At 68.9% G+C, this 19779-nt stretch carries 21 protein-coding genes and 1 pseudogene; 8 read left to right on the top strand and 14 right to left on the bottom strand.

The window, feature by feature from the left end; genetic code table 11:
• Positions 1–122: 122 nt before the first annotated feature.
• Complete coding sequence (locus tag D473_RS0101645; RefSeq protein WP_017607353.1) at positions 123–1004, top strand: alpha/beta fold hydrolase; 882 nt, start codon at positions 123–125, stop codon at positions 1002–1004.
• 32 nt (positions 1005–1036) lie between these two features.
• On the opposite strand, the gene D473_RS0101640 is transcribed toward D473_RS0101645, so the two are convergent.
• From D473_RS0101640 to D473_RS0101625, 4 genes are all read right to left on the bottom strand, one after another.
• A complete protein-coding gene (locus D473_RS0101640; protein WP_017607352.1) occupies positions 1037–1792 on the bottom strand; it encodes an iron ABC transporter ATP-binding protein in 756 nt (251 codons plus the stop codon).
• Positions 1789–2727: an iron chelate uptake ABC transporter family permease subunit gene (locus D473_RS0101635; RefSeq protein ID WP_017607351.1), complete on the bottom strand. Its 939-nt coding sequence runs from the start codon at positions 2725–2727 to the stop codon at positions 1789–1791. Before D473_RS0101635 ends, D473_RS0101640 begins: the two co-directional genes overlap by 4 nt.
• A 112-nt stretch (positions 2728–2839) precedes the next feature.
• Positions 2840–3826: an ABC transporter permease gene (locus tag D473_RS0101630; RefSeq protein WP_017607350.1), complete on the bottom strand. Its 987-nt coding sequence runs from the start codon at positions 3824–3826 to the stop codon at positions 2840–2842.
• 85 nt (positions 3827–3911) lie between these two features.
• Entirely contained in the window at positions 3912–4901 is a 990-nt protein-coding gene (locus tag D473_RS0101625; protein ID WP_017607349.1) for a siderophore ABC transporter substrate-binding protein, read from the bottom strand.
• A 204-nt stretch (positions 4902–5105) separates the two neighbouring features.
• Here D473_RS0101625 and D473_RS0101620 point away from each other — a divergent pair, with 204 nt between their 5' ends.
• Positions 5106–6152, top strand: coding sequence for a methyltransferase (locus tag D473_RS0101620; protein ID WP_017607348.1), 1047 nt, complete (start codon positions 5106–5108; stop codon positions 6150–6152).
• Here the strand turns inward: D473_RS0101620 and D473_RS0101615 are convergent.
• The 7 genes from D473_RS0101615 to D473_RS0101580 all read right to left on the bottom strand — a co-directional run bounded on the left by D473_RS0101615 (position 6121) and on the right by D473_RS0101580 (position 10920).
• Entirely contained in the window at positions 6121–6546 is a 426-nt protein-coding gene (locus D473_RS0101615; protein ID WP_017607347.1) for a nuclear transport factor 2 family protein, read from the bottom strand. The genes D473_RS0101620 and D473_RS0101615 overlap by 32 nt on opposite strands.
• Entirely contained in the window at positions 6521–7558 is a 1038-nt protein-coding gene (locus tag D473_RS0101610) for a type III polyketide synthase (protein ID WP_241474681.1), read from the bottom strand. Before D473_RS0101610 ends, D473_RS0101615 begins: the two co-directional genes overlap by 26 nt.
• Positions 7559–7660: 102 nt before the next feature.
• Entirely contained in the window at positions 7661–7996 is a 336-nt protein-coding gene (locus tag D473_RS0101605; RefSeq protein ID WP_017607345.1) for a DUF2795 domain-containing protein, read from the bottom strand.
• A 411-nt stretch (positions 7997–8407) separates the two neighbouring features.
• Positions 8408–9067 (bottom strand): hypothetical protein, encoded by a 660-nt coding sequence (locus tag D473_RS0101595; protein ID WP_017607343.1) that lies wholly within the window; start codon positions 9065–9067, stop codon positions 8408–8410.
• Positions 9051–9335: a hypothetical protein gene (locus D473_RS0101590; RefSeq protein ID WP_017607342.1), complete on the bottom strand. Its 285-nt coding sequence runs from the start codon at positions 9333–9335 to the stop codon at positions 9051–9053. The genes D473_RS0101595 and D473_RS0101590 overlap by 17 nt, the downstream gene beginning before the upstream one ends.
• Positions 9336–9421: 86 nt before the next feature.
• A complete protein-coding gene (locus D473_RS0101585; RefSeq protein ID WP_241474680.1) occupies positions 9422–10093 on the bottom strand; it encodes a Crp/Fnr family transcriptional regulator in 672 nt (223 codons plus the stop codon).
• An 86-nt stretch (positions 10094–10179) separates the two neighbouring features.
• The gene (locus D473_RS0101580; protein ID WP_026126499.1) at positions 10180–10920 is read right to left on the bottom strand and encodes an alpha/beta hydrolase; all 741 of its coding nucleotides are present in this window, start codon (positions 10918–10920) and stop codon (positions 10180–10182) included.
• 107 nt (positions 10921–11027) lie between these two features.
• On the opposite strand from D473_RS0101580, the gene D473_RS0101575 reads away from it, so the two are divergent.
• The 3 genes from D473_RS0101575 (at position 11028) to D473_RS0101565 (ending at position 13259) form a co-directional block, all read left to right on the top strand.
• Complete coding sequence (locus tag D473_RS0101575) at positions 11028–11534, top strand: TspO/MBR family protein (RefSeq protein ID WP_017607339.1); 507 nt, start codon at positions 11028–11030, stop codon at positions 11532–11534.
• A gap of 32 nt (positions 11535–11566) precedes the next feature.
• A complete protein-coding gene (locus D473_RS0101570; protein WP_017607338.1) occupies positions 11567–12076 on the top strand; it encodes a MarR family winged helix-turn-helix transcriptional regulator in 510 nt (169 codons plus the stop codon).
• A 148-nt stretch (positions 12077–12224) separates the two neighbouring features.
• On the top strand, positions 12225–13259 hold the full coding sequence (locus D473_RS0101565) for a TRM11 family methyltransferase (protein ID WP_017607337.1): 1035 nt from the start codon (positions 12225–12227) through the stop codon (positions 13257–13259).
• Between the two features lie 63 nt (positions 13260–13322).
• Here D473_RS0101565 and D473_RS0101560 read toward each other — a convergent pair whose 3' ends face one another.
• The gene (locus D473_RS0101560) at positions 13323–14321 is read right to left on the bottom strand and encodes a phosphotransferase enzyme family protein (protein ID WP_017607336.1); all 999 of its coding nucleotides are present in this window, start codon (positions 14319–14321) and stop codon (positions 13323–13325) included.
• A 378-nt stretch (positions 14322–14699) separates the two neighbouring features.
• Here D473_RS0101560 and D473_RS0101550 point away from each other — a divergent pair, with 378 nt between their 5' ends.
• Positions 14700–15758 (top strand): ArsO family NAD(P)H-dependent flavin-containing monooxygenase, encoded by a 1059-nt coding sequence (locus tag D473_RS0101550; RefSeq protein ID WP_017607334.1) that lies wholly within the window; start codon positions 14700–14702, stop codon positions 15756–15758.
• 141 nt (positions 15759–15899) lie between these two features.
• Here D473_RS0101550 and D473_RS23990 read toward each other — a convergent pair whose 3' ends face one another.
• Complete coding sequence (locus tag D473_RS23990) at positions 15900–17135, bottom strand: MFS transporter (RefSeq protein ID WP_241474678.1); 1236 nt, start codon at positions 17133–17135, stop codon at positions 15900–15902.
• 184 nt (positions 17136–17319) lie between these two features.
• Here D473_RS23990 and D473_RS0101540 point away from each other — a divergent pair, with 184 nt between their 5' ends.
• Both D473_RS0101540 and D473_RS26225 read left to right on the top strand, forming a co-directional pair.
• A complete protein-coding gene (locus D473_RS0101540; RefSeq protein ID WP_152436729.1) occupies positions 17320–18195 on the top strand; it encodes a helix-turn-helix domain-containing protein in 876 nt (291 codons plus the stop codon).
• 85 nt (positions 18196–18280) lie between these two features.
• Positions 18281–18702: pseudogene (locus tag D473_RS26225) on the top strand (tyrosine-type recombinase/integrase); the annotation flags it as partial.
• A gap of 567 nt (positions 18703–19269) precedes the next feature.
• Here the strand turns inward: D473_RS26225 and D473_RS28320 are convergent.
• Entirely contained in the window at positions 19270–19392 is a 123-nt protein-coding gene (locus D473_RS28320) for a hypothetical protein (RefSeq protein ID WP_017607330.1), read from the bottom strand.
• Positions 19393–19779 lie beyond the last annotated feature (387 nt).

Below are 19779 nucleotides of genomic sequence, written 5' to 3'. Positions count from 1 at the left end.
CGTATGCGTCGTCGGAACTCTACCAACCACGCGGGACCGAACGAAGCGGACATCGTACCTGGTGCGGAGGCCATACCCCCGGTGGCAGGGGAACCGGCTCCATGGGATGATCGACGATTGTGATGAGTGAGAGGGTGTCCCGAGGGACGCACATCTACCGCACGCCCTCCGGCGCGGACAAGATCCGGACCTGGTGCGAGGAACGCCTGGCCACCTGGCCCGGGCTCGAACGTCTCCCTGCCGTCGATACCGCCTTGGGCACTACGCGTGCTTTCCTTGCTCCCGGCGGTGAGCGCACCCCTGTGGTGATGCTTCCGGGGACCAACTTCAACACCGCCACCAACGTCGACATCCTGCGGGTCCTGGCCGCGGACCGGCCGGTCATCAGCGTGGACCCGCCCGGGCAGCCGGGTCTGAGCGGCCCCATGCGCCCCCGTGGTGACCGGACGGCGGCCTACGGCGCATGGTTCGGAGAGCTCCTGCCCCAGCTCGTGGACGGGCCGGTGATCGTGCTCGGCCACGCCCTGGGCGCCGCGATGGCACTGGACTCCACCCCTTCCCCCCTGGTCTCGGGGCTGATGCTGGTCGACCCGGCCGGGCTCTCGGCCGCCGGCGCCGGGGGTGACCTCATGCGCGTGACGCTGCCGTGGATGATCGGCCCGCGCGACAGCAAGAGCGCCCGTGTACTCAACATGCTGCACGGCGAGAACTACCAGGTCGACGCCTCCGACCCGATGGCGCGCTGGTGGACGCTGGTGGGTACCCACTGCCGCTACGTGCTGTCCCCGCCGCCCCTGGAGATGGAGTCCCTGCGCCCGTGGCACGACACCCCCACGGTGCTGGCGACCGGGTCCGAGGACGTGCTCTACTCGCCCTCCCGCCTGTACGGCCCTGCGCTTCGCCTGTTGAACGCCGAGGTCGTGGAACTGGAGGGTGCGGGACATCTGGCCCCGTACGAGCAGCCCGAACGCATCGCCGAGCTGCTCGGCCGCCTGGACCATTAGCAAGGACCCGCCGGGTGCGTCCGGCGGGTCGCTCAGTAGTAGACCGCGAGCGGCCCGTTGGGCCCCTCGATGACGGTCACCGGGGTGTCGAAGACCCGGGTGAGCACCTCGTCGGTGAGGATCTCGCTCGCTGTGCCGAACTCGACGACGGCACCGTCCTTGACCGCGCAGATCCGGTCGGCGTAGTGGCCGGCGAAGTTGATGTCGTGGAGCACGATCACGATGGTGCGCTCCAGCTCCTCGGCGGCGCGGCGCAGGTGCTGCATCATCTGCACCGAATGGCGCATGTCGAGGTTGTTGAGCGGCTCGTCCAGCAGGATGTACTCGGTGTCCTGGGACAGAACCATCGCCACGTAGGCGCGTTGGCGCTGTCCGCCCGAGAGTTGGTCGAGGTAGCGGTCCTCGAGGTCGCTCAGGCCCAGGAAGTCGATCGCCTGGCTGACGACCTCCTCGTCGGTGGTGGTCAACCTGCCCTTGGAGTGGGGGAAGCGCCCGAAGGCGACCAGCTGGCGCACGGTCAACCTGGTGATGAAGTGGTTCTCCTGGCGCAGGATCGAGACGATCTTGGCCAGGTCCTTGGAGTCGGTCCTCGTCACGTCGTAGCCGGCGATCTCGATCGTCCCGGAGTCGAGGCCGAGCAGTCGGCCCGCCATGGTCAGCAGGGTCGACTTCCCGGCACCGTTGGGCCCCACCAGCGCGGTCACCCCGCCCTCGGGGATCGTCAGGTCGACGGGACCGATCACGACGTCGCTGTTGTAGTCCTTGCGCACACCCGTGAGCGTGATCAAAGCCGCCCCTTTCTGAGGATGACGAACAGGAACACCACGCCCCCGACCAGCTCGATGATGATCGAGACCACGCCCTGGGCGTAGAAGATGTTCCGCATGACGAAGTACGCCCCGCTGAGCACGACGAAACAGGTCAGTGCCGAGAGCGGAAGGACGTAACGGTGGTCGTGGGTGTCGGCGAACTGGTAGGCCAGGGTCGCCACGAGAAAGCCCAGGAAGGTCATCGGTCCGACGAGCGCTGTCGAGACCGCCATGAGGATCGAGACCAGGAACAGCACCCGGATGGTCTCCTTGCGGTGGTTCATGCCCAGGCTCGTGCTCGCGTCGCGTCCGAGCGCGACGATGTCGAGGCGCCGAGAACTCACCAGCAGCAGGCCTGCGGCTACGAGGCACAACGGGATCGCGACCGGCAGGTAGGAAGCGTCGGCGTTGGCGATGTTGCCGAACAGCCGCGCCGCGAGCACGTCGAACTCGCTCGGGGTGAGCAAGCGCTGCATGAAAGTGGAGACCGACGCGAGGCCGCCGCCGATGACGATCCCGATCAACAGCATGACCTGCAGGTTCGCGTACCTGCCGGACAGGAGCCAGCCGTACAGCACCATCGCGAAGCCGATCATGACAGCGGTCTGGAGCATGAACTGCGGGAGCCCCTGGAGCGCCACGACCCCCGCGACACCGATGAAGTACACCCCTGCGGTCTGCACCGCGACGTAGAGCGCCTCGAACCCCATGATCGACGGGGTGATGATGCGGTTGCCGGTCACGGTCTGAAAACTCACCGTGGCGATGGACTGGCAGATCGCCACCACGGCTATGACCACCAGGTTCGTGGAGCGCATCTCGGCGATGCGCCAGAAACCGTCCGAACCGACCGGCATCGGGTTGTCCCAGGTCAGGAGGCCGAAACCGAAACCGGCCGCGAGCGCGGAGAGCACCCCGACGATGGTCCAGTAGCGGATGCGGCTGCGCCTGGTCGGCAGGCTGCGGGACGAGCGCTCGGGCCGTGCGGTGGCCGGTGCGCTCCGACGGGGAGAAGGAGTGGTTGTCTCAGCCACGGCGACGCTGCCTCAACAGGAGAAGGACGAAGACGGCGGCCCCGACGACCCCGAGGATGAGGGACACGGGCACCTCGAAGGGCATGATGACGGTCCGGCCGATGAGGTCGCAGACCGTGACGATGCCGATGCCGAGCAGGCACACCCACGGCAGATTGCTGCGCAGGTCGTCGCCGCGGAACATCGAGACGACGTTGGGGACGATGAGCCCGAGGAAGGGCAGGTTGCCCACGACCACGGTCACCACGCCCGTCGCTACCGCGATCAGACCGGTTCCCACCAGGATGATCCGGTTGTAGTTCAGCCCGACGTTGGTGGAGATCTCCTCACCGAGCCCGGCGACGGTGAACCGGTCGGCGATGAGGAACACAGCGACGGCCACCAGCGCCACGATCCACAGCATTTCGTACTGGCCCCGCAGTACGGAGGTGAAGCTGCCGGCGAACCACACACCGAGGTTCTGCAACATGTCGGTCTGCAACGCGATGAAGGTCGAGACCGAACTGACGACGGCGCCCAGCATGATGCCGACGATCGGGACGATGAGCGAGGAGCGCAGGGTGACCCGGCGCAGGAACAGGAAGAACACCATCGTGCCGATGAACGCCGCCACGACCGCGCCGACCATGCGGGTGGCGATACTCGCCCCGGGCACCAGGAGCATCACCGTGAGCAGACCGAGCCCGGCCCATTCGGTGGTGCCGGTGGTCGTGGGCTCGACGAAGCGGTTCTGCGTCAACAACTGCATCACCAGTCCCGACATCGCCATCGCGGCCCCGGCCAGGACCAGGGCGATGGTGCGCGGGATGCGGGTGATGGAGAACATCTCGCCGCCGTCCTCGGCACCGAAGACGTCGTACACCCCGATGAACAGGGAGAGCACCAGAAGCGCGCCCACGACGGCGATGCCGGCGAGGAGCTTGCGGTCGAAGAGCGCTCCCCTGTCCCGTGTCCTCGGGGTCCGGGTCACCGCCGACATGCCAGGCCCTTTCGTGAATGCGGGTACGTGCCGGCAACGGTGCGGGGGGCACCGTCACCGGCATGTGCCGTCCGGAGGAGCGGGATCAATCCTGCTCCTCCAGTGCGTCGGCGAAGGTGCCGAAGAACTCGGTGTAGGTCTGGATGCCCTCGTTGGTGTAGGTGTCGGCGGGCATGTGGACGATCTGCTCCTCTTCGACCGCCGTCACGTTCGAGAGGGCCTCCGAACCCGAGAGGACGTCCTCGGCCGGTTCGTACTCGGCCTCGTCGGCGGCCACGGCGGCGTCGCGGTCCATCACCAGGATCCAGTCGGGGTCGGAGTCGGCGATCGCCTCGACGGAGATGTCGTCGCCCTGGTGGTCGTCGCTGGCGTCATCGACCTCCAGGGCCGGGGTGAGGCCGAAGATGTCGAAGACCGGTCCGAGGGTGCGGCCCACGCCGGGGGCCAGGTACCCGATCTCGCCGCCCGAGGTGGTCACGGCCATGACGGTGTCGCCCTCGTCGTAGGCGGCGCCGACCCGTTCGATGGCCGCGTCGAACTCATCGGTGAGCTGAGCGGCCTCGTCCTGCTTGTCGAAGACTTCGCCGAGCACCTCGGTCTGTCGCTCGAGCTCGGTGTCGAAGGGCTCGCCCTCCTCGGGATCGAGCACCAGGATCGGGGTCTCGGGCACCAGGTCGGCGATGTCGTCCTGGTACTGCGAGAAACGCTGTCCGTTGACCACGAGGTCGGGCTCGGCGGCCACGACGGACTCCAGGTCGGGCTCGTTGTGCGAACCGACGTCGAGGATCGACTCGTCCTGCGTGTAGTCGATGGTCTCCGGCATGAGCGAGACCGCGCCGGCCGACAGCTCCACGCCCCAGTCCGAGAGGGTCTGGAAGGTGCGGTTGTCGAGAGCGACCACCGACTCCGGGGGAGCGTTCACCGTCTGGGTGCCGTTGTTGTCCTCGATCTCGATCGTGGTGCCGGCCGCGGAGGGGGCGGTACCGTCCTCCTGCCCGGAAGAACAACCGACGAGTACGAGAGCCGACGACAGGATGATTGCGAGCGCCGGAACAGGGCGAACAGGGAACAGCACGGGGGACTCCTTCACATTAAGAGGTAAAGGGAGCCTAACCTAACTCTGTGGAGGGGCGCGAGTCGGGGGGAGGTTCGGGATACAGGTCACAGAGCCACGGTCACCGGAGAGCACGGCCCGGTGACCGCCGGCCGGGCGTGGGACCCTGACGCCGGCGCCGTGGTCGTGGAGGCTGTTGGCGCCGCCGTGACCCGAGGGAGGACCATGGACCCGGGAGAGACCGATGACGCCTACGCCCTGCTCGCCAAGGGGGAGCTGATCGTGCACGCCCGGGCGCTGCAGGCCGCCGCGGAACTGGGTCTGGGTGATCTGCTCGCCGACGGACCCCGCACCGCCGGGGCGCTCGCCGAGGCCGCCGGCTGCGAACCCGGTGCGCTGCGCAGGCTCCTGGGCCTGTTGGCCGGCGACGGTGTCGTCGCCCGCGCCGGCGGCGACCGCTTCGCACTCACCCGCGCCGGGGGACCCCTGCGCTCGAACCACCCGGCCTCGGTGCGATCGGTCCTGGCGATGGACGGCGCGGTCGCCCCGCTGGTCATCGGCGCGACTGGCCACACCCTCGCCACGGGGGAACCGGCCTTCCCGCAGGTCATGGGCCGCGACTTCTACGACCACCTGGACGCCCGTCCAGAGCAGGGGGAGGTCTTCGACGGCGCGATGGAGGACCTCACCCGCGTGGTGGCCCCCGGACTGCTGGCCGTGAGCGGCCTGTCCGGAACGGAGCGGATCGTCGACGTCGGCGGGGGCAACGGGACCCTGCTGGCCGAAATCCTGTGGGCCCACCCGGGGGCCGAGGGGCTACTGCTGGAGACCCCTCGGGTGGCCGAGGCGGCGCGGATCCGGCTCCGGGAGCAGGGCCTGTCCGGGCGTTGCCGGGCCGTGCCCGGCGACTTCTTCGACCATGTGCCCGAAGAGGGCGACATCTACCTGCTCAAATGGGTCCTGCACAACTGGCCCGACGAGGACGCGCTGCGGATCCTGCGTTCCTGCCGCCGTGCCATGGCCCCCGGCGCACGCCTGCTCGTGATCGAGTCGGTCGTGCCCGACGGGGACGGCCCCCACCCCTCCCGAGCCATGGACCTGGCCATGCTCGTGCTCTCCGGCGGACGCGAACGCACCCGCGACGAGTACGCCGCGTTGTTCGGCCGGGCCGGGCTGCGCCTGGAGTCGTTCCGGGAGGCCGACGCCCGCTACGGGGTCCTCGAGGCCGTACCCGAACAGGTCACGGGCCCTCGGCCAACCACACCGGGGTGACGGTCACCGCGCGGATGAGCCAGCCGTCCGGTCCGCGCCGGAGCACGTGTTCGTAGCGGCCGCCCACCGCCCACCAGTCCGTCGGATCCCCTTGCGTGCGCAGGTGCACCGCACGCATCTGCGACCGCACCACGGCGGTGTCCCCGTCGAGACGCACCAGATGGTCGGAGGTGGAGTGGTGGGTCTCGGCGTGGCCGCCCAGGTCGGCGGCGACGAACGCGGCCAACCCGGCCCGGCCGTGGTGGGTGGCGTGCGGCAGACTCAACCGGCAGTCCTCGGTGAACAGGGACGCGTAGCCGTCGAAATCGCGCCGGTCCAGGCAGTGCACGAACCGGGCGAGCAGATCCAGGATCGACGAGCGGTCCTGCTCAGCGGTGGTCGCCGGCGCCGCCATCGCGGTCCGTTCCCTCCCGCCCCCGCAGGAGCGCGGCGTTCAACGTCAGCCCCGGGCCGAAGGTCATCGCTACCCCGTACCCACCCGGTGCCAGGGGCGAGGACCGCAGCATCGAGTCCATGACCAGGGGCAGACCGGACGAGGAACAGTTGCCCAGCAGGCGCAGGATCTCACGCGAACCCTCCACCTGTGCCGGATCCAGCGACAGGGAACGTTCGACGGCGTCCACGATGCGGCGCCCACCGGGGTGGATCGCCCACCAGCCCACCTCATCGGTCCGCAACCCGTGCGGTGAGAGCAGCTCCGCCATGAGGTCCGGCAACGCCTGACCGATCAGGCCGGGCACCTGCGACGACAGGCCCATGGTGAACCCGTGGTCGCCCACGTGCCAGCTCATGTGGTCCTCGTGCTCGTGGTCGGTGAGTGAAGCCAGGTCCAGCACGCCGGGGCCGCCGCCGCGCTCGGGATCGTGCAGCACCATCGCCACGGCCGCGTCCCCGAACAGGGAGTTGATGACCAGCTGCTCGATGTTCCAGGGCGGTGGTTGCAGGTGGAGCGAGGACAGCTCCAAATTGACCAGTACCGCCGGGGTCCGGTGGGCACGCACGTGGTCGTCGCACGCCGCGAGCCCCGGCAGCGCCGCGAAGCAGCCCATGTGCCCCACGTGCAGTCGACGGGTCGAGGGCCGCATCCCCAGTTCCGGCAGGAGCCGCGTTTCCACCCCGGGTGTGCCGTATCCGGTGGAGGAGACCAGGCACAGCAGCCCGATCTCCTCCGGATCGACGGGCGCCTCGTGCAATGCCGTGGAGACCGCCGCGCGTGCCAGCGGGAGCCCTTCGCGCTGGAACCGTTCCATCCGCTCGGAGGTCGGCCACGAGGCCACGTCCTCGACCCGCGGGTCGACGGCGAGCCGGCGCTGGTCGATCCCGGACCCGGCGACGATCTTGTCCAGTGTCCTCGCGCCCTCGTGCCCCTCGGGCAGCAGGGACGAGAGACCTTGCTGATCGATCACGGGGGCGGGGAGGGCGACACCGGTTCCGCCGATCACCGTCGCGCACATAGGGTGCCACCCCGCCGGTGCGGGCCGCGCGGGGCGGCGTGGAAGCTGCGGTCGTCAGGCCTTGCGGTTCTCACCGAGCTCTTCCTCGATCGGGTTCACGGGCCGGTTCTCCATCGCGGACTCGGCCATCCCCGATTGTGTACGTTCGCGGGCCTGGCGGACCCGTGCGGCTTCGGTCCGGGCGCCTTCCTCGGACTCCTCCAGAGGCACCGAACGCAGGATCTCGTTGGGTTCGTTGTACTCGGCCGGCGGCATGGCCCGGAGTGCGCTGACCATCTCGGTGTCCGCGTCGGCATCGAGCGCGTGCTGGACGACGGTGTCCTTGTCGACGGGGAAATCCACCTCGCCGAGGATGTCGCGAAGTCCATCGAGTCCGCGCTTGACTCCCATGTCTCCCCCTTGGAACGAGGCCCCGTGGGGGGTGAGTAGGGCGGGGCCGGTGTGGCTTCGCTTTCTCAGGGGGCACTACCCGTGGGCCTGGATCCCCAACCGCCGGACCCACGTCGTCGGGGGCCCGGCGGTTGGGGACCTCGGGGAACCCGAAGGTCCAGTCGGAGCGTAGTGGGGCCGCCACGGCAGGTGCTTGCCGCCGCGCCGTCCCTGGCGTCCACTCACCCCCTGCGTGACCATGACCCGACCGAGCTGGGCGGTCACGAGTTCCTCGGCCGTCTGGGTGCGGGCGGGCTGGGGATCGTCCACATGGACCTCTGCAGCACCTCGAACACGGGGGACAGTGAGCCTGAGGACACCGTGAGGCTCCACCCCGCCGACGGGTGAGGGGTGAGGGCGGCCTGGCGGGGCTCAGGAGGCGAAGAAGCGTCGCTTGCGCCGGCCGATCCGCCCGGCCGAGGGGGTCCACTCGCGGGTGAGGCGGGTGTCGGAGCCGGTCTCCTCGTGCAGGCGGAGCCACGCACGTCGCGACATCCCCACACGGTGGGCCTCACCCAGCGCGCCGCTGAGTTTGGCGGCCACGCTGATGCAGCTGCCGACGAGTTCCTCGACGGTGTCGCGCAGGGTCTGCACCTTGAAGCGTGCGACCGGGCCGGCGTCGATCCCGCAACGGACCTGGAGGGAGAGCGATGTCTCTTCCCCGCAGACCGGACAGGCCGTACAGCTGCAGCTCAGGTGGCGGACCAACTCGTGTGGTGGATCGTCGACCATGCGGCGCAGCCGCCGGGTGTACTCCACCGCGTCCTGGACGCGGTCGGCCCCGGAGAAGAGGATGAGCACGCCGTCACCGCGCAGGTGTACCTCAGCTCCGTCGATGTCCTCGACGAGGCGGACGCACTGGGAAAGAAAGACCTGGAAGAGTTCCGCCGCTGCGTTGAGCCCGTGGTGTCTTTCCACGAACTCCACGATCCCCGTCGATCCGCGCATGTCCGCGAACAGCGCAGTGAACTCCCCCTCCTCGCCCGAGGAGGGGGAGTGTTCACCAGCGTTGCGGTCAGGGGTCCTCACCATCGCTTCTGCTCTTTCCAGGATGGACGTGATCTCTCGGGTCCAAGGAGAGACGGACGTTCATGTAGACCTTGCCGTGGTGGTGGTCGGCGGGGCAGCGCCGGGGCGGGCGTTCCACGGCCACACCGATCGCGAGCAGGGCGGCGCCCGCGACGGCGAGGATGATGAGGCGGGAGGTGGACATGTAAGGGAGGGCGAGGTCGCCCACCTCCAGTCCACCTCCGATCAGGGCGGCGACGATGACGAGGGCACCGATAGCGCGGAGGGACACGGTTCTTCTCCCTGAGCGGAGAGGTACAGCGACGCTACCAAGAGTACTCCTCGGCCAAGTTATGTGCAATACTACACATAAGAAAGTCAAGAAATTGTATCGCCGTCGGCGACGCTCGCCAGTACCGCCTCATCGGTGACGATGATGCGCTGCCGTCCCGTCGTCACTGCGCCCATCGCCCGGAGCCTCTTGATCACTTGGGACACGGACTCGCGTGAGACCCCCACCAGGCCTGCGAGCTCGCGCTGGTTCAGGGCCACGCACACGCCGCGTTCCTCCGGGGTGCCGATCTTGGACGCCAGTTCCACGAGTCCGCGCGCCAGGCGCTGCTCGGCGCCGATGATCCCGTGTTCCGCCTGCTTGCGGGTGGCCTCCTTGAGCCGGGCGTGCAGGTGGCGCAGGAGTGCCCGCATGACACGTGGATGCTCGTACAGGAAGTCCAGCCACACCTCGCCGGGCACATACAACGCCTCGACCTCGCTCAACGCGTACACGCTCGCCGACCTGGGTTCCCGGCCGATCGCCGCCATCTCGCCCACGGTCTCGCCGGGCCCGCGGACGGCCACGATGTGCTCGGAGGAGTGCGTGGTGATCTTGACGTGGCCGCGCCGTACGAGCAGTACGAAGTCGGTGAGCTCGCCGGCGCCGAACAGGATGGAACCCGTGGGGTAACGGGTCACGTGGCCGAGCTTCTCCACCTCCTCTCGTTCGGAGTGAGTCAGGAGAGAAGTTCCGCTTGTCAATTCCGCATCATCCACACGCCAAAGTGTAGTAATGCACTGAGTGTCTACAGAGAGGGCGCGCTGCTGCGGATGCCTTCGGACCGAGGGGGCCCGTCCGGCCTTCAGCGGGGGCCGTCGAGGAACCCCGCCGTCTCCTCGGCCAGCCGTGCCCACGCCTCGGCATTCTGGATCTGCGGCGTGCCGTCCGCGGCCTGCGGCCCGTAGTCGCCGAACTGCGCGTGGTTCATCCCGTCGATCTCCACAGTGACGGCGTTCTCGGGCAGATCACCACTCCGTTCGCGAACCTGCTCGGGGTCGACCAGCAGATCCTCCGACGCCGACACCGACAACACCCGCTGATCCTCGCGCTCGGCCAGGTCGGCCCCGGCCACTGCGTAGGAACCCCACAGGATCAGGCCCTCCGTGGACAGATCCTCGCCCCCGGCGACGTCGGCGGCCATGGCCCCGCCCATCGAGTGCCCTCCCACGTACCACTCGTCGGCCTCGAGACGGTCCGTCATCTCCTCGGCACGGCCGGGCGCCAGGACCGCCAGGTTCAACGGCATGCGCACGATGACCACACCCACCCCGGTCTCGGCGACCACCGGCGCCCAGGTGGCGGCGTAGGCCTCCGGCTCCACCCGTGCGCCGGGATAGAAGACGACGGCCCGCTCCACCTCGCCTTCTGGCGGCTCCAGGACCACGCCTTCGTCGTCCACGGTGACGTCGGCGGTCTCTCCGGCCCGTTCCAGTGAGCCGGGCCGGGCCTCGTACGGCCGGCTCACCCAGAGCGCGAACGCCCCGATCCCCAGAACGAGCAACACAGCGAGAGCTCCCGCGGTCCAGGTCGCCAAGCGGCGCATCGAAGAGACCCCCAGGTGGATGATTCGAGCCATGTGCTTAGGAAAGCAAGATATTGCAAGAGCGAAGGAATCGGTGTGCGCTCACCGACCGAGCCCTCGGAGAGACCATGCCCGACACGCAGCAGGAACCACGCACCGGCGCCAGATCGCTTCTCGTCCTCCTGGGTTTCGCCCTGGCTGTCGCGGCTGCCGCGGCCATCGGTGGAGTGGCCTCCAGCACCGCCGGCGACGTCTACGGGCAGCTGGAACAGCCCGGGTGGGCGCCACCCTCCTGGCTGTTCAGCCCCGTGTGGACCGTGCTCTACGTGCTCATCGCGGTGGCCGGGTGGCTCGTTTGGCGCCGAGCGGGGTGGTCCGGCGCTCGTGTCGCCATGACCTTGTTTCTGGTGCAGCTCGTGCTCAACGCCGCGTGGCCGCCCCTGTTCTTCGCGGCCGAGATGCGCCTGGCGGCCTTCATCGAGATCATCGTGCTGCTGGCCGTGATCACCGCGATGATCGCCGCCTTCGCCCGAATCTCCCGCACCGCCGCCGTGTTGATGGCCCCGTACTGGGTGTGGGTGGCGTACGCGTCCGCCCTCAACTTCTCGCTGTGGCAGCTGAACCCGGGTGGGTGAGCCACGGCCGAGCGCCGATACCATCGGACCCTATGGACGACGCGGAGGGTCATGCTCAGGGAGCGCCCACCGGGCGCGGTGGACGCAGGTCCGAGCTCTACGACGCGATCCGCGGCGACGGCCGGCAGCTCGCGGCCTCACTCATCCAACTGCTGCATGCGGCGGCGGAGACCTCGGCCCTCAACCCCACCGACTTCCAGTGCCTGGTGCTGCTGCGTCTGGGCGATCCCCTGAGCCCGGGGGAGATCGCCACCCGCCTCAAGCTCGCCACCGGAACCGTCACCAGCGTCGTCGACCGCCTCGAACGCCACGGACTCGTGTACCGCGACCGGCACCCGGACGACCGGCGCCGGATCGTGGTGCGCCCCGTCGACGCCCCCCTCACGGGCGGCTCGGTCGGGGGAACCGGGGTCCTGCCCGGACTGGGCGAACCCATGGTGGAGCTCCACGACCGGTACAGCGAGGCGGAACTGGAGACCATCGCCGGCTGGCTCCACGAGGTCGGCGGTGTGATCCGGGCCTTCGCCGACAACGCACGTTGATCATCCCGCCGGCCCCTGCGGCCGCGGTCCGGTTCGCCCCGGTGGGCCGAGTCGGGGAACATGGGAACCCCTCCGAGCACGCCCTCGCCGCCGCGTGTGTGCTCGGCGCGCCCGTACGGCGACGGCCGGACCGACCGAAGGACACCCGATGACCACCTACGCGCTCCTCCTGCACCCTGCGGCCAACCGTGTCTACACCGATTCCGCCGCCCGCCTCATGGCAGCGGAGCTGGGTGTGCTCGACCGGACCGTCCTCGGCGGACGTATCAGCGACCTCACGCGCACCACCATCGGAGGCATCCCCTACCTGACCTTCGAGACGGACGCGCTCTCCGGGGCCGAGACCGGACTGATCGCCAACCTCTCCTCCGTCTACGGCCTCTTCCGGATCGAGGGGGACCTGCTCGCGCCGGTCGAACTGCACCGGCTCGACCGCTACGACGACGACCTCATCACGATCCAGAAGTACCAGGGCAAGACCAACGAGCAGTTCACCAAGCTCCTGCTCAACGTCACCCTGTGGAGCTCCGCGCGCGGCGCCGAGATGCTCGACCGCCGCTTCCACGTGTTCGATCCCCTGTGCGGGCGCGGCACGACCCTGAACCAGGCGCTCATGTACGGCTACGACGCCACCGGGGTCGACACCGACAAACGCGACTTCGAGGCCTACTCCGGCTTCGTGCGCACCTACCTCAAGCGCAAGCGCCTCAAGCACCAGGCCGATGTGACCCAGGTGCGCCGTGACAAGCGGGTGCTCGGCAAGCGGCTGGAAGCGACCCTGGCGCCCACCAAGGAGGACTTCAAGGCCGGTCGCACCCAGCACCTCGAGTACGCGAACGTGGACACCACCGAGGCCCGTGCCGTCTACGCCCCCCGCAGCTTCGACCTCGTCGTCGCCGACGCGCCCTACGGGGTCCAGCACGGCAGCCGTACCGACAAGGCAGGCCTCAAGCGAGGCCCCCAGGAGCTGATCCATGCCGCCGCGCCCGGGTGGACCGAGCTGTTGCGGCCGGGCGGCGCCGTCGGGATCTCCTGGAACAACCTGGTCGCCGGCCGGGACGAGCTGGCCGAGGCGCTGGCCGCCGCCGGGCTGGAGGTCTGCGACTCCGGCCCCTACCTCGACCTCGAGCACCGCGTGGACCAGGCGATCATGCGCGACGTGATCGTCGCCCGCAAACCCTGAACGGCGGGCACGCCGTGCCGTGGGGGCACACTGCGAACCACAAAGGAACGAGCCGGGCCGGCCTCAGGAGCGGTGCGCCTCGGACCGTGCCTGGACGAGCAAGCCGGTGGGGGAGAAGACGCCGGTGAGGTGGCCCAGTGCTTCGTCCCGGTCCTTCCCGGTGCTCGAAGGGGCGAGGAGGATCGAGGCGAGTTCGGAGGTGTCCTCCAGGAGCCGCAGCCCCCGGTAGTACGTGAGCAGATCTGCGTCGGCCGTGTGTGGGCCGTAGCCCTCCATGAACCAGCGTTGCTGCTCGCCGCTCGCGGCCGGGTCGGCCAACACCCCGCCGCCGAGCACGAACATGAGGTCGCGTTCGGGCGGGGCGAGCACGGCGTCGTCGAAGTCGAGCAGGGCCGGGCGTCCGACGCCGGTGAGCACGAGGTTGCCCAGGTGCGGGTCGCCGTGGCAAGGGACGTACCGGGGCAGGTCGCTCCGGGAACGCAGCCGCTCCGCGAGGCTGTGCGTGTGCTGGTGGACCCCACGGAGTTCCGCGCGGTGGGGATGCCACAGTTCGGCCAGGCGCTTGGTGATCTCCCCGGAGGGTGCGGCGTCGATCTCGGCGTCGACCTGCTCGAAGTATTCCGCCCACCGGGTCGGGTCGAAGCCCTCCCGCGGCACCACGCTGCGCACCTCACCCTCGACGGGAAGTGTGTGCAGGGCCGCCAGGAGCTGCCCGAACGCGCGCCACCCACGCTCGCCCAGAGGCGCGTCGAAGCCGCTGGTGCCGTCGATCCACTCCATGACGGACAGGCGTGCGCCGTCGATGTCGGTCCACAGGGATCCGTCGCGTGCGGGCACCGGGGCCGGCGCGCTCCCCGGGAGCGCCGCGTCGAGCGCGGCCGGCAGCACCGCCCCCGCGGGTGAACCGCCGGTGCTCCACTTGACCGCGAACCGCCGTCCCCGGGCGTCGACCGCCTTCCACGAGGAAGCCTCCAGGTCGGCGCCGCCGTCGATCGGGGTGAGCTCGAGCCCTTCCAGCGAATAGAGTTCGCCGACCACCTGGCCGACCTCAGCCGGGTCCATCGGACCGTCCCCCTCGTGTTCCGTTCGGGTGCCCGCAGGTCGACCCCTGCGGGCGGGCGCACACATCCGTCCGGGGAGAAGACCGGGCCTCGTGGGGGCCGGGGGAGGGACCGGGACGAAAACACTCTCATGTGGCGACCGCGGCCAAGCACGGTATCGGCATGTTCGACGCCCTGGTCCACCTGGCCGAGGGCGAGTGCTGGATGCCCGGAACCGTCTGAGTCTCTCCGGGCCACCTGAACAGTGACCTGGCAGCAGCGAGCGCACGGACCACCACCTGTCGTTGGAGTCCTAGGGGTGGGCCCCGGGCCAAGAATCGGTCATGTGCTTGGGATACTGTGCCTCCGGTGACCTTAGGGGGACATTTTGGACACGCCCGTGCGCACCGTCGACGTCGCCGTCATCGGCGGTGGACCGGCGGGGCTGGCAGCCGGGTACTTCCTCCGGCGGGCGAAGGCGGACTGCGTCATCCTCGACGGGCAGGGGGACCCGGGCGGGTTCTGGAACGGCTTCTGGAACGAGTACTGGGACTCCCTGCGGCTGATCTCCTCGGCCGAGCACAGCTCTCTGCCGGGCTGGCCGATGCCGAAGGAGCCGGGACAGGACCACCCTTCGGCACGGCACGTCGCCGACTACCTGGCCGAGTACGAGCGCCGCCACGATCTGCCCGTGCGCCGTCCGGTGACCGTGAGCGAGGTGCGCCGCGCCGACGGGCTCTTGGAGGTGGTCGGTTCCACGGGGACGTGGCGGGCCCGGCACGTGGTCAGCGCGACCGGGACCTGGCGGCGTCCCTACACGCCCGACCACCCCGGCCGTGAGCTCTTCGAGGGTAGGCAGCTGCACACGGTGGACTACCGCCGCCCGGAGGAGTTCGCCGGGCAGCGGGTGGTGGTCGTGGGCGGCGGCAACGCCGCGGCGCAGCTCCTGGCCGAGCTTTCGGAGGTCGCGCACACCACGTGGGTCACCCGGCGTCCTCCCCGCTTCATGGCTGACGGCGTGTACGGACGCGTGCTGCGCGACACGGCCACCCGCCGCGTCCAGGACGTGGGAACGGACGGGAGCGCCGGGTCCCTGGACGACATCGTCATGGTGCCGAGTGTGCGCCGAGCGCGGGACCGGGGCGCGCTCAAGGCGCGGCCGATGTTCGAGCGGCTCACTCGGACCGGCGTGGCCTGGGCCGACGGCGATGAGTGGGCGGCCGACGCGGTCCTGTGGTGTACGGGGTTCCGTCCGGCCCTGAAACACCTGGCCCCGCTGGAGCCGTTCGACTCCGACGGCCGGATCCCCGTCGACGGGAACCGCTGCCTCCGGGAGCCGTACCTGCACCTGCTCGGCTACGGCGACTGGACCGGGGCCGCCTCCGACACGCTGCTCGGCGCGGGCCACACCGCCGAGGCCGCCGTCGACCGGATCGTCGAGGACCTGAACACAGGATGAGCGCTCCGCCCCTTCGTGGAACCGGCGCAGGGCGAAGAACACTTGGTGGAGCGGGGCAGGGTTCGGGAGCCCCCCACCGGACCCGGCACGGAACACTGAGCGTCGTCCCATATCGGCTGAGGGCGCAAAGTGCCGGCTGCATCAGGTCTCCTTCGTGTCCTTGCGGCCGGCCGCGATGCGCGCGGCGACGATGAGGATCAGGCCGATGACCGTGAGCCCGGCGCCGGTGATGGCCGGGCTGCGCAGTCCGTACCCGGCGGCGATCGCGGCCCCGGCGAGGCTGACGCCGACGGTGTTGCCGAGGTTGAACGCGGCGATGTTGGTCGCCGAGGCGAGCGTGGCCGCTCCCTTCGCATGACGGAGTACGCGGGCTTGGAGGCCGGGCACGGTGGCGAACCCGACAAGGCCCAGGAGGAAGAGCATGACGCCCATCGGGATCGGCATCCCGGCCACGGCCCCGAGGATCGAGATCACGATGGGAAGCAGGATCGAGAGCGTCAGCACCGCGTTGTCGGCGTTCTTGTCGGCGGCCCGGCCTCCGACGACGTTGCCGAGGAACAGACCGGCACCGAAGAGCACCAGCAGCCACGGGATCGCCCCCGCCGGGTAGCCGGTCACGTCGCGCAGCAGCGGTTCGATGTAGGTGAACACGCCGAACATGCCGCCGAAGACCATCGCGGTCGTCAGCAACGAGACGAGCACCTGGGGGCGTCCGAGGGCGCGGAACTGCTGGGCGATGGGAAGCTGATCCTGTTCTGGCCGTGTCTTGGGCACCAGGGCGATGAGCCCGGCCAGTGCGAGGACGCCGATCACGCTGATGGTCCAGAACACCATGCGCCAGCCCAGCTGCTGGCCGACGAAGGCACCGGCGGGCACACCGAGCACGTTCGCGATCGTCAGGCCCGCGAAGAGCGCAGCGACCGCGGAGGCCCGCTTGTTCTTCGGGACCAGTGAGGAGGCGAGGACGGCTCCGATGCCGAAGTAGCCGCCGTGGGCGAGGGCGGCGATGATGCGGCCGGTGAACATGATCTCGTAGTTCGGCGCCCACGCGGACAGGATGTTGCCGAGTACGAAGAACGCCAGCAGCAGCACGAGCGCGTACTTCGGGGGCCGCTGCATCAGGAACGGGGTGATGATGAGGGCCCCGGGTACCACGGCCAGGGCATAGGCGCCGACGAGGTGGCCGGCAACGCTGATGCCGACGCCCAGATCGCCGGCGACCTCGGTGAGCAGCCCGGCGATGACGAACTCGGTCAACCCGATGCCGAACCCACCGATGCTCAATGCGAGCAGCGCCAGGCGCATCTTGCCTCTGCTGATTGCCGACTGGTCGCCGGCCTGTGCCGGTGTCGTTGATGTCTTGGTGGGAGAAGTCATCGCGGGTACTTCTTGTCTCTTCGGTGAACTGAGCGGTAGCGGCCCACTGGACACGGGTCTTCCGGGCTTGTTCTCCAGCGTGTTGGGCCCCGGGAGAAACAGCCATCCCTCTCTTGCCCCTACCACTGACAGGGGCAGGCCGGCCGGTGTCGTCGCGGGGGCTGCGCTGCGAGAATCGGAGGTCATGAGCACACGGAAGAGGACGGTGAACGAGGCCGGCGCCAGCGCACGGGAGGCCGAGAACCTGCTTGGCGACTTCTTGCGTGCCCACCGGGCCCGCATCACGCCCGAGGAAGCGGGTATCGCCTCCTACGGTGTTCGTCGTGTACCCGGACTACGCCGCGAAGAGCTGGCACAGCTGGGCGGGGTCTCGGCGAACTACTACACCCGGCTCGAACAGGGCGAGGCGATGAACCCCTCTGCCTCGATCCTCGGAGCCCTCGCTCGTGCCCTCCGGCTGGATGAGGACGCGACCATCTACCTGCACAGCATCGCCGGCACCTCGCACCCTGACGCCACGAGACAGGACGCAGACGAGTCCGAGGCCGGGACGACGCTCGCCTTCGACCGCATCGTCGACCACCTGCCGGGGACAGCCACGGTCACCCTCTCGCAGACCAACGATGTGCTCTCGTACACGCCCCTGGCGTACGAGCTGTTCTTCAAGCACCTGCCGACGGGCCAGGAACCATGGAACACGTACCGGCTGCTGTTCACCGACCCCTACACCAGAGACCTCTACCGCAACTGGTCCGAGGAAGCATCGCTGGCAGTCGCCTCGCTGCGCTTCCACGCCGCCTCCCATCCCCATGACCCCGCGGTGCGTGAACTGGTCGGCGAGCTCAGCGTTGTCAGTAGCGAGTTCGCGCGCCTCTGGGCAGAGCACCCGGTGCGCCGCTGCACCCGCGGATCCAAACTCCTGATGCACCCCGAGTTCGGAGACATCGACCTCGAATACCAGATTCTCCATGCTCCCGACGGCGACGGCCGACGAATCCTCATCCACACCGCTGTCCCCGAAACCCCTGCGGCAGATGTTTTCCAGATGCTCGGAGCCTGATCCACTGTGACCGCCGTTCAAGGGCCGGGGTAAGCCGCAGTGGCAGAAGTAGGTCGGCTCCGAGCACGCCAAGCTCCGTGGTCTCGGTGAGCGGGCCATCACCCTGGACGCGGACACCGTGCGAGTACTGCGCACTTGGCGGCGCCGCCAAGTGGAAACGAAGTTGGCCTCGGGCGTTGAGTGGTGGGAAACGGGCTTGGTGTTCACTCGGGGCGACGGTCGGGGTTGGCGCCCGGCCCAGGTCACCGACTGGTTCCACCGCATCGCTCGTACCGCTGGTCTGCCGTCCATCTGTTGCACCGGCTGCGGCATGGGGCGGCGTCGATGAGCCTGGCCGCAGGGGTCGATGTCAAGGTCGTCTCCACCGAACTGGGTCACGCCACGACCCACTTCACCCAGGACACCTACCAGACGGTCTTCCCCGACGCGGCCAAAGCCGCGGCCGAGGCCACCGCCGCGATGCTCAAGCCCGCAGCTCAGCAGGAAGGGGGCATCTTTGGGCCGTGAGGTTCGCCTTGCGACCCTTTTTGAGCTCGTCATCGAGGAGTGCCGGCCCTGGGTCTGGAAGCCGGAACCGTCTGGAGACCTGCAGAGCGAGGTCCTCGGCGAGGTGGCTGCACCGGCGAGGCACGGAACACACGGAGCCGAACCAGGGCCCCGAACGCACGAAAACCCCGGGTCCGAACTGATGAAAACGCGTTCTGACCTGGGGTTTTCCCTGGTAGGGCCCCGGGGGATCGAACCCCGAACCCGCGGATTAAAAGTTCCCTGGATAGGTGCCGCAACGTGTCGCCGTGTACCACATCGTGTCGCCCCATCCGATTCGTGGTGTCGCCGGATGACGCCCGATGCCGCCTGGTGTCGCGTGAGTACGGGACGGCGGAGCACGAACGGAGCACACACCGGCCGGCTGGAACTTCCGACACCACCTCGCGAGGTTCTGAGGTGTTTCGTGCAGTGTGAGGTTCTGGGCGTCTCATCTACGTGCGGATCATGCGAAACGGTCACCGTAGTGGGGGAAATGTACACGCGAGACAATGATCCAGGAGTCTTTGAGTAGCTGGGCCAGGCTTCCTAGCGAGGCTTGATGAGATCGCGAGCCATGAGGTAAGCCTCCAACAGGCGCGATCCGGTGTAATGGACGGTCGCCAACTCCGCGATGGTCTCGTCACCGTTGACCGCCACAGTGTTGGTCATGTGTTTGAAAAGCGGTGCGTCTGAAAAGGAGTCCCCCGTAGGCCAAGCAGCGATCCAGCTCCGCCCCTCGGCGGCTCCATTCATTCTTGACGATGGTGACCTCGCCTTCCGGGACCAGGATGTTCTCGATGATGATGGGCGAGGCGAAAGGCAGCGTAGAAAATCGCGACGCGAATACTTTGTCGCGAGGCGGAGTAGCAAGCGCGCGTAGAAGTCCGGTGACATGCCCGCAACCAGTGAGTGCTCGCCTCGGGAACGGAGATCGTCGCACACTCTGGGGACGTCGGTCAGGAAGGGACTCGCGTTGAAGACCGAGCGGGCATCGTGCTCGGTGAGTTCGCCAGAGCCGCCTCTGATCGACGTCACCCGTGTGAGCAGTATATGCAA

The organism is Nocardiopsis xinjiangensis YIM 90004, from assembly GCF_000341145.1.
Lineage (GTDB): Bacteria > Actinomycetota > Actinomycetes > Streptosporangiales > Streptosporangiaceae > Nocardiopsis > Nocardiopsis xinjiangensis.
Note: the sequence above shows the minus strand (reverse complement) of the source record. Positions and strands in the feature narration are given on the sequence as shown.

What these genes read in the sequence shown, in the direction of transcription:
- D473_RS0101645 (WP_017607353.1), top strand. Translation starts at nt 123, where the DNA reads ATGAGTGAGAGGGTGTCCCGAGGGACGCACATCTACCGCACGCCCTCC.
- D473_RS0101630 (WP_017607350.1), bottom strand. Translation starts at nt 3,826, where the DNA reads ATGTCGGCGGTGACCCGGACCCCGAGGACACGGGACAGGGGAGCGCTC.
- D473_RS0101620 (WP_017607348.1), top strand. Translation starts at nt 5,106, where the DNA reads ATGGACCCGGGAGAGACCGATGACGCCTACGCCCTGCTCGCCAAGGGG.
- D473_RS0101615 (WP_017607347.1), bottom strand. Translation starts at nt 6,546, where the DNA reads ATGGCGGCGCCGGCGACCACCGCTGAGCAGGACCGCTCGTCGATCCTG.
- D473_RS0101605 (WP_017607345.1), bottom strand. Translation starts at nt 7,996, where the DNA reads ATGGGAGTCAAGCGCGGACTCGATGGACTTCGCGACATCCTCGGCGAG.
- D473_RS0101595 (WP_017607343.1), bottom strand. Translation starts at nt 9,067, where the DNA reads ATGGTGAGGACCCCTGACCGCAACGCTGGTGAACACTCCCCCTCCTCG.
- D473_RS0101580 (WP_026126499.1), bottom strand. Translation starts at nt 10,920, where the DNA reads ATGCGCCGCTTGGCGACCTGGACCGCGGGAGCTCTCGCTGTGTTGCTC.
- D473_RS0101575 (WP_017607339.1), top strand. Translation starts at nt 11,028, where the DNA reads ATGCCCGACACGCAGCAGGAACCACGCACCGGCGCCAGATCGCTTCTC.
- D473_RS0101570 (WP_017607338.1), top strand. Translation starts at nt 11,567, where the DNA reads ATGGACGACGCGGAGGGTCATGCTCAGGGAGCGCCCACCGGGCGCGGT.
- D473_RS0101565 (WP_017607337.1), top strand. Translation starts at nt 12,225, where the DNA reads ATGACCACCTACGCGCTCCTCCTGCACCCTGCGGCCAACCGTGTCTAC.
- D473_RS0101560 (WP_017607336.1), bottom strand. Translation starts at nt 14,321, where the DNA reads ATGGACCCGGCTGAGGTCGGCCAGGTGGTCGGCGAACTCTATTCGCTG.
- D473_RS23990 (WP_241474678.1), bottom strand. Translation starts at nt 17,135, where the DNA reads ATGACTTCTCCCACCAAGACATCAACGACACCGGCACAGGCCGGCGAC.
- D473_RS0101540 (WP_152436729.1), top strand. Translation starts at nt 17,320, where the DNA reads ATGAGCACACGGAAGAGGACGGTGAACGAGGCCGGCGCCAGCGCACGG.
- D473_RS28320 (WP_017607330.1), bottom strand. Translation starts at nt 19,392, where the DNA reads ATGACCAACACTGTGGCGGTCAACGGTGACGAGACCATCGCGGAGTTG.